We start from the raw sequence: 8,496 nt of genomic DNA on the forward strand, positions 1-8,496 counted from the left end.
AGTGGCAGAAGTGAACAGTTATGATGAACGGTTGATCAGTCAGGTACCTGCGATAGAAGTATTGCAAAAATTGGGTTATCAGTATCTCGATCCGGAACAGGCCGAACAGATGCGGGGAAACTTGTTTAATGTGCTCCTGAAGGAGATTCTTGAGGAGAAGTTGCAATCGCTCAATTCCTATGAATATAAGGGGCAAACCTTTTCATTCAGTGAGGCCAACATCCGGCAGGCCATGCGCGATCTGGATGAGCCCTTGACCAATGGTCTGGTGAAAACCAATGAAGCTATTTATGAAACATTGTTGTATGGCCGGAGTTATACAGAATTCTTGCCGGATGGGTCCAAAAAATCGTTTACGATCCAGTATATCGATTGGCAGCATGTCGAAAACAATGTTTTTCATATTGTCGAGGAATTTCGTGTTGAACGGATGGATGGACGGGAAACGATTCGCCCGGATCTGGTGTTGTTTGTCAATGGCATTCCTCTGGTGGTTATTGAATGCAAAAAGGCTTCCATCTCCATGGATCAGGGGATCAGCCAAATGATTCGCAACCAGGGGAAAAATTATGCTCCCCATTTGTTCAAGTATATTCAACTAGTGATGTCTACCAACAAAAATGAAACGAAGTATGCCACCTGCAGCACACCGAAACGGTTTTGGTCGATGTGGAAGGAAGAAGATGAAAAATGGCTGCAATCCTGGCTGGATAAAGCGGTAGAAAACAGACTGCCCACCATGCAGGATCGTAGTATCATTTCCTTGTTCCACCCTGAGCGGCTGCTGGAAATCATTCAGTACTTTACATTGTTTGACAAAGACGAAAAGAAAGTGGCTCGGTACCAGCAATACTTTGCGGTGAAAGAAATCACCAAAACCATCAAAGAACGTGATGAACATGGCAATCGCCAGTCGGGAGTAATTTGGCACACGCAGGGTTCTGGCAAATCTCTGACGATGGTGATGCTGGCCAGATATCTTCTTTCAGAATTGACAGATGTCCATCCAAAGGTAGTCGTGGTCACGGACAGAATCGATCTGGACAAACAAATCCACAGGACATTCAGAAATACACGGTTAAAAGCAAGCCGGGCTACCTCCGGCAATCATCTGGTCACTTTGATCAATGACCAGAACGCCGATATTGTCACCTCATTGGTACATAAATTTGATACCGCCTCCAAACAAAAAACAGCTGAATCCAGGGATATCTTTGTATTGGTGGATGAATCCCACCGCACACAATATGGCGAGTTGCACCTCAAAATGAGGAAAGTATTTCCCAATGCCTGTTATCTCGGTTTTACCGGAACCCCATTAATGAAAAAAGAAAAGAATACCATGATCAAGTTTGGAAAACTGATTCATACCTATACGATTGCCGATGGTGTCCGGGACAAGGCGATAGTTCCGTTATTGTATGAAGGAAAAATGGTTGAGCAAACAGTCAATCGGAAGGCCATTGACCATCGGTTGGGGATGATTACCCGCCATCTGAATAAGAAACAGAAAGAAGAAGTAATGAAAAAGTGGAGCCGGTTTGAAAAAATTGCCTCTTCGGATCAACGGCTCAGCATGATTGCCTTTGATATCAATGAACACTTCCTGAAAAACTATAAAACAGAGGGCAGCCAATTCAAGGCGATGTTGGCAACCAACAGCAAAATTGAAGCGATTCGTTATCTGGAGGCGTTTGAAGAACTGGGGGATTTGAATTGTGCTGTTGTCATTTCCCCGCCAGATGAACGTGAAGGACACGAAGCGGTTGATGCAGAATCAAAGGATAAAGTGCAACGTTTTTGGAAGCGGATGATGGATCGTTATGGCTCGCCGGAGGAGTATGAAGATGCGATCAAGGATGAGTTTGTCCATGGGGACGAACTGGATTTGCTGATTGTGGTGGATAAATTGCTCACCGGTTTTGATGCCCCGCGGGCGACAGTGCTCTATGTGGACAAGCCAATGAAAGAACATACACTTTTGCAGGCGATAGCGCGGGTGAATCGCTTGTATGATGGGAAGGATTATGGCTATATCATTGATTACAGAGGATTGTTGGAGAAATTGGATCAGGCGATGCAAATGTATTCGGGAGCAGGGTTGGAAAACTTTGATCCGGAAGACTTGAATGGAGCCATCTATGATGTGATCAGTGTGATCGGTTCTCTACGGCAGTACCATTCGGATCTGGTGCAAATATTTGCCCCGATCAGAAACAAACAGGATCTGGAAGAATATGAAGTCTGGCTGGCAGATGAAGAACGCAGAGAAGAATTTTACGGTGTGTTGAGCAAATTTGCCAGGAATCTTGCCATTGCCTTGCAATCCGAAAAAATCTATAATGCTTTGCCTGAGAAAGAACTGCAAAAGTATAAAAAGGATCTGAAATTTTTCCAGGAATTGCGCAGAAATGTAAAGCTCCGCTATTCTGATTCCATTGATCACAAGGAATATGAAGCAAAAATGCAGAAGTTGATGGATAATTATATTGCGGCGGAAGAAGTGATCCGTGTTACCAACCCGGTTGATATTTTAAATGAGCAAGCATTTGAAGAGGAACTGGAGCGGTTGGAGTCCAAACGGGCCAAAGCCGATGCGATTCGCACACGGTTAACCAAAAGTGTTCATGCCAAATGGGATGAAAATCCGGCGTATTACAGGAAGTTTTCGGAACGGGTTAAGGCGACGCTTCAAGCTTATAGAGATAAACGAATTTCAGAAGCAGAATACTTAAACCGCATGAAAGATATTATAAAGGATTATCGAAGAGGCCCATCCGATGATGAATTTCCGGATGCCATCAGGAAAAACAAAAATGCCCAGGCATTTTACGGAGTCACCAAAGATCTTGTGAGTCAATTAATGGAATCCTCAGCAACTTATCACACTGATCCGCTTGCAGAGTTGGCTTTGAAAATGGATGGAGTCATCAGAAAACACCAAAAAGTGGATTGGCACGATAATATGGAAATTCATAAACGGATTGACCAGGATCTGGATGATCTTCTGTTTGAGTTTAAAAAAGCGCATCAGATCGAACTCGACTATGATACAATTGATAAAATCATTGAACAGGTGAAAACAGTTGCCCTGAGGCGGTACTAAGGTTGTGAAAATGATGGAAAAGTATTCGATCCAGTATAAAAAGCAAACGATTGAGTTTACCGTTACACGAAAAAACGTAAAAAATGTCAACCTGAATATCAAACCGGATATGACCGTAGAAGTCTCCGCCCATCAACAAGTACCTCTTCCTTTTATTTGTGACTTTGTCAAGAGCAAAGGAGCATGGATTGAAAAACACATAAAAAGCTTTGCATCTGTCCAGCCTTATCAGCAAGGCAAAAGAGAGTATGTAAGCGGTGAGTCCTTCAAATATCTGGGCAAACAATACCGGCTGCGTGTGCGTAAGACGGAAGAGCGGGAAATGGTTAAATACTTTCGGGGGTTTATCTATCTTTATGTGAATGATCCCGCTCATTATCTACGGAAGGCCAAACTTATGGAGAATTGGTATCGCAGCAGAGCATATGAAATCTTTCATGCATCTCTTGACAAAATGTATCCGTTGGTGCGAAAGTACGGTGTTTCAAAACCTAAAATCGATTTGCGTATCATGAAAACTAGATGGGGCTCTGCATTGATCGATGCAAATACCCTGCTCCTCAATACAGAACTGATCAAGGCACCTAAATATTGCATCGATTATGTGATTCTGCATGAACTTATCCACTTTAAACATAATAATCATAGCAAAGACTTTTATAATCTGATGTACACCCTGATGCCTGATTGGGAAAAGAGAAAAGCGATCCTGGATGAAGAAGTGGTAAAAGACCTATAGGATGGAGATGCAGATGGGACGTTATAGGATTGAATAATGACTTGTAAGTGTTAGATCAAGACCCTCCGAATAACTGGGGGGTTCTTTTATTCATTGTTTAAAGATGTCCGGAACGCTGTTTAAATCGATTCCCCGAGCGACCCAAAGAAGGAAATAGATGATAAGTGAAACAATGAAAACAACGATCACGTTTAATGCGAAACCGGCACGAGTTATGTCTGGGATGCGCAGATATCCAGATCGAAACACGACGACAATCGGCGGGATAGCAACTGGTAGTATGAAAGAGTAAGATGTGCCACTACTGTGGTGATCATGAAGGAATATACTCCCAGTGCATCACTAAATTAAAGAGTTAATCCACCTTTCTGATATCAAGTCATAGACATCGCCATTGGTATAGCCAAGATAATAAGGGAGTTTTGAATTCTTTCCGCCGGCTTTGTTGAAGCATTCCTGAAAAAACGGAACAAAGGAATCTTTTACATAGTTGTCCATATCACCTACGAGTTCGTCGTCTTCTGTCAACTTTTCAAATTCTTCGGGAGAAAGCTTTTGTTCCAGTTTTTCAAAAGCATGAAATATAAATGGGGCTCCGCCTAATTTGAGCTCTTCTCCATTGGCGTCGATGGAAAGTTGTTTTTCGAATCCACTCATGGGGGAGATTGATATGCCAAAATCCCCGCCATCCCCACTGACTTCCAACAAAATAAAGGTGGTATCCGGATGAAACGGATACTGAAATAAATAAGGGAAATAAGCAATCACTTTTTCTTTTTTATCATTCATTGCCTCTTGTAAAAGTAACTTAATTTTTGGGTCCATTCGAATTCGCTCCTGTAATGCCTGTCTGTTAAAATTCGTCATTTCAAACTAATCGTGCCGGCTTCATTGCCAATGGGAAGCTGGCAAAAAAGCTTTGGGAGTTTTGTTATAAACTTGGAGTAAAACACGAGCATGATCAGTGAAAATAAGAGATAAAAGGGGAAATTTTACTTTTCTTCCTTTTCCTTTTTTAAGTATTCTTCCAGAAATTCTCTATCATCTTGGTCTATGGGTAAAATACCAAGATATTTATATTTCCATATGATTTTTCGATTATGAGGATTAGCATCCGAAAGATCCTCGTAGTCGTAATCGATTTTAAATTTTCCGGATGAATCCAAGAATAAAGTCAGGTTGGTCCAAGGTTCTTGATCATGTTCCTTGAAGGTTTCCCACAGTTCTACAAGATGATCAAATAATTGGCTTCTTAATTTTCGTTTTTGGGAACGTTTAATTTCTCTGTTACATCATAGAAATAAGCAGGAGAGATGCTGTTTTTTGGATAATAGTAGAAATAGGCATAACAGTATCCACCTCCTACTTCTCCATACAAATAGACTTTTTCCCATTCTTCAGGAATCATTTCATTAATGGTTTCTCCGATTTGCTGATAAAGTTTACCCAATTGGGTTTCGAATGGAGTATCCATGGATCTTCCCCCCGTAAAATAATAAAAAAGAAAACCGGTTTCAATTTTATAATAGAAACCGGTTTTTCGTGTTATTCAACCGAAAAGTCAATCCATTTTTCTGTTGACAAGTCATAGACATCGCCATTGGTATAGCCAAGATAATAAGGGAGTTTTGATTTCTTTCCGCCGGCTTTGTTGAAGCATTCCTGAAAAAACGTAACAAAGTAATCTTTTACATAGTCGTCCATATCACCTACGAGTTCGTCGTCTTCTGTCAACTTTTCAAATTCTTCGGGAGAAAGCTTTTGCTCCAGTTTTTCAAAAGCATGAAATATAAATGGGGCTCCTCCTAATTTGAGCTCTTCTCCATTGGCGTCGATGGAAAGTTGTCTTTCGAATCCGCTCATGGGGGAGATTGATATGCCAAAATCCCCGCCATCCCCTCTGACTTCCAACAAGATAAAGGTTGTATCCGGATGAAACGGATATTGTAATAAATACCGAAAATGCTGAATGACATTTTCTTTTTCTAAATTAATTCCTTCTTGGAGGAGTGATTTGATTTTACGATCCATTCGAATTCGCTCCCGTAATGCCAGTCTGTTAAAATTCGTCAAATTAATCATGCCGACTCCATTGCCAATGGGGAGCCGGCAAAAAACTTTGGGAGTTTTGTTATAAACCCGGAGTAAAACACGAGCATGATCAATGAAAATAAGAGATAAAAGGGGAGACTTTACTTTTCTTCCTTTTCTTTTTTTAAGTATTCTTCCAAAAATTCTCTGTCCTCTTGTTCTTCTGGGATCATTCCAAGGTATTGATACTTCCAAATGATTCGGCGATGCAGAGGATTGGCATCGGATAGATCTTCATAGTCGAAATGGATTTTTATTTTTCCGGATGAATCCAAGAATAAAGTCAGATTGGTCCAAGGCTCTTGATCATGTTCCTTGAAGGTTTCCCACAGTTCTACAAGATGATCAAATAATTGGCTTCTTAATTTGTGAAATTCGTTTTTGGGAACGTTTAATTTCTCTGTTATATCATAGAAATAAGCAGGAGAGGTGCTGTTTTTTGGATAATAGTAGAAATAGGCATAACAGTATCCATCTCCTACTTCTCCATATAAATAGACTTTCTCCCATTCTTCAGGAATCATTTCAACAATGGTTTCTCCAATCTGCTGATAAAGCTTTTCTAACTGGATTTCGAATGGTGTATCCATGAATTTTTCCCCCTGAAAAACAAAATAAAAAAGAAAACCGGTTTCAATTCTACTATAGAAACCGGTTTTCTTGATCACGTTCATCAAAAAGTTTCTAACCATTTTTCTGTTAACAAGTCATATGCTTCGGCTGAATTTGGATAGTACAGATAATAAGGGAGTTTCGATTTCTTTCCGCCAGCTTTGTTAAAGCATTCCTGAAAAAACGGAACAAAGTAATCTTTAACATGGGAATCCATTTCCTCCACGAGTTCTTCATCTTCTTCCAGCTTTTCGAATTCTTCTGATGAAAGTTCTTGCTCCAGTTTTTCATAGGCATAAAATCCAAAGGGAGCATTTCCAAATTTAAGCTCTTGTCCATTAGCATCGGTGAAAAGCTGGGTTCCCCACCCGTTCATGGGTGAAATCGTTACACCAAAAATGCCGCCATCCCCTCTGACTTCTAACAAGATAAAGGTGGTATCCGGATGAAACGGATACTGAAATAAATAAGGGAAATAAGCGATCACTTTTTCTTTGTTCTCATCTATTGCCTTTTGGAGGAGTAATTTGATTTTTTGATCCATTGTATTCCCTCCCTTGTTTTTATCTTTCGCCTCCACCCCAAATTACCCGTCCACCTGTATGCCTTATATTACCATGAATCCTTGTTTTGACTAATTGCATTTTTCCTTCGTCTTGATGATGATGCCATGTAAATCCAACCGGGTCATTGCCTTTTTCAATCCAGCTGATATTCGCTTCAAGAAATTTTTGTTTTAATTCAGGGTCTTTGTTTAGTTTCTCAATAATGGATGAACTTCCCTTTCCTGCAAGCAGATCCTCTATTTCTGTTTTGGTTAGATTTTTATTGATTACACTATTTTTCGAAATGAAGATTTTAAATTTCCTTTTTGCTGGCTCATTTTTCTCCCCAACACCTTTTTCTAATGTTTCCAAGAAGGTATCGTCAATATTATCTCTTAATTTTTGATTTTTTGTCATATCTTTGTACAATCTTTTGCTTAATAACTTAAACTGAGCTTTATCTCCTAAAAGATATTGATCCTGATTTAAGGTTGAAGCATAGGCTGTCCACTTTGTAAAATCAGGAAATCCGTTTTCATCAATAGGTACTTTATAATCTTCTCCATTCACAATTATAGAAACATCTTTGCCAGCATGTTCAGAGTGAATAATAGTCCTTTGTGTGCCATCATAAAGTGTTAAAACTCTTTTTCCATCTTCCCGAACCGTTATTTTACCCGTATCTTTGTGAGGGGAGTATGGTTTACGTGATTTACTTTCTTCCCCATACTTTTGAAAATTTTCTTCTTTGATTTTTTGTCTTATTTCATCGGTTAGCTGTTGAGTACGAACACAATTCGATACTTGAATAAAAGCCAAATAACTGTTTGATTGATATCGATAAGAAAAACAATCTGCGACTTGTTTTGCTGCGATTTCAACAGTTTCTGATTTTTTGAATGCAGTGGTTACTTTATCGATGATTGGGTCTAACTTGGGAACGATGAATGATCCTAATCCGACCAGTGCTGCGCCGCCTATTCCCGATAAGACTGCATTTTTCCAATTGATCTTCCGCCCATGCAGGATATCGTCTGCCACACTGGTGCCGGCACCCTCGGCTGCTCCGATGAATCCGCCTTTGGTAAACATTTTTTGAATGGGAGCAGGCATCTTGGAAACCAGTTTCTGTCCTCCGCGAAGAACAGGACCCAAGAATTTGGAATTTTTGGCACCCATGATCAGTTTTTGCCCGATGCCGCTGGCCAAGCCCCGGGAAGCTCCTGCCGTGATGCCTCCTCCGATCAATCCCAAGAGGCCGCCAATGGCTGCTTCAAGAAGGTCATTTTGTTAATTTCCCAACCATTCAGGGCCATACTGATCACAAATGACAAAGCCATACCACTGAGTACGGCAATCCCTAACGGTGTGGCAAAGATGCACAAGACAATGCCCAAAATCAG

General features: G+C 40.5%; 7 protein-coding genes and 1 pseudogene. 2 read left to right on the forward strand and 6 right to left on the reverse strand.

What is annotated here, in order from left to right:
- The first annotated feature begins 1 nt into the window (after window position 1).
- Together ATH33_RS09395 and ATH33_RS09400 are read left to right on the forward strand one after the other, a co-directional pair.
- The gene (locus ATH33_RS09395) at window positions 2–3,106 is read left to right on the forward strand and encodes a type I restriction endonuclease subunit R (protein WP_049720574.1); all 3,105 of its coding nucleotides are present in this window, start codon (window positions 2–4) and stop codon (window positions 3,104–3,106) included.
- A 13-nt stretch (window positions 3,107–3,119) separates the two neighbouring features.
- Window positions 3,120–3,845 carry a M48 family metallopeptidase gene (locus ATH33_RS09400; RefSeq protein WP_049720608.1) on the forward strand — a complete coding sequence of 242 codons (726 nt, stop codon included), beginning with the start codon at window positions 3,120–3,122 and terminating at the stop codon, window positions 3,843–3,845.
- Window positions 3,846–4,187: 342 nt separating this feature from the next.
- On the opposite strand, the gene ATH33_RS09410 is transcribed toward ATH33_RS09400, so the two are convergent.
- From ATH33_RS09410 to ATH33_RS13745, 6 genes and pseudogenes are all read right to left on the reverse strand, one after another.
- On the reverse strand, window positions 4,188–4,670 hold the full coding sequence (locus ATH33_RS09410) for a hypothetical protein (protein ID WP_049720573.1): 483 nt from the start codon (window positions 4,668–4,670) through the stop codon (window positions 4,188–4,190).
- Between the two features lie 167 nt (window positions 4,671–4,837).
- Window positions 4,838–5,319 (reverse strand): annotated as a pseudogene (locus ATH33_RS09415) (immunity protein YezG family protein).
- Window positions 5,320–5,390: 71 nt separating this feature from the next.
- Complete coding sequence (locus ATH33_RS09420) at window positions 5,391–5,927, reverse strand: hypothetical protein (protein ID WP_147437071.1); 537 nt, start codon at window positions 5,925–5,927, stop codon at window positions 5,391–5,393.
- 110 nt (window positions 5,928–6,037) lie between these two features.
- Complete coding sequence (locus tag ATH33_RS09425; protein ID WP_121874340.1) at window positions 6,038–6,526, reverse strand: immunity protein YezG family protein; 489 nt, start codon at window positions 6,524–6,526, stop codon at window positions 6,038–6,040.
- Between the two features lie 83 nt (window positions 6,527–6,609).
- Entirely contained in the window at window positions 6,610–7,092 is a 483-nt protein-coding gene (locus ATH33_RS09430) for a hypothetical protein (protein ID WP_121874325.1), read from the reverse strand.
- A gap of 19 nt (window positions 7,093–7,111) precedes the next feature.
- On the reverse strand, window positions 7,112–8,302 hold the full coding sequence (locus ATH33_RS13745) for an HNH endonuclease (RefSeq protein WP_249037511.1): 1,191 nt from the start codon (window positions 8,300–8,302) through the stop codon (window positions 7,112–7,114).
- Window positions 8,303–8,496: the final 194 nt, after the last annotated feature.

The organism is Thermoactinomyces vulgaris (assembly GCF_003688725.1).
Classification (GTDB): domain Bacteria; phylum Bacillota; class Bacilli; order Thermoactinomycetales; family Thermoactinomycetaceae; genus Thermoactinomyces; species Thermoactinomyces vulgaris.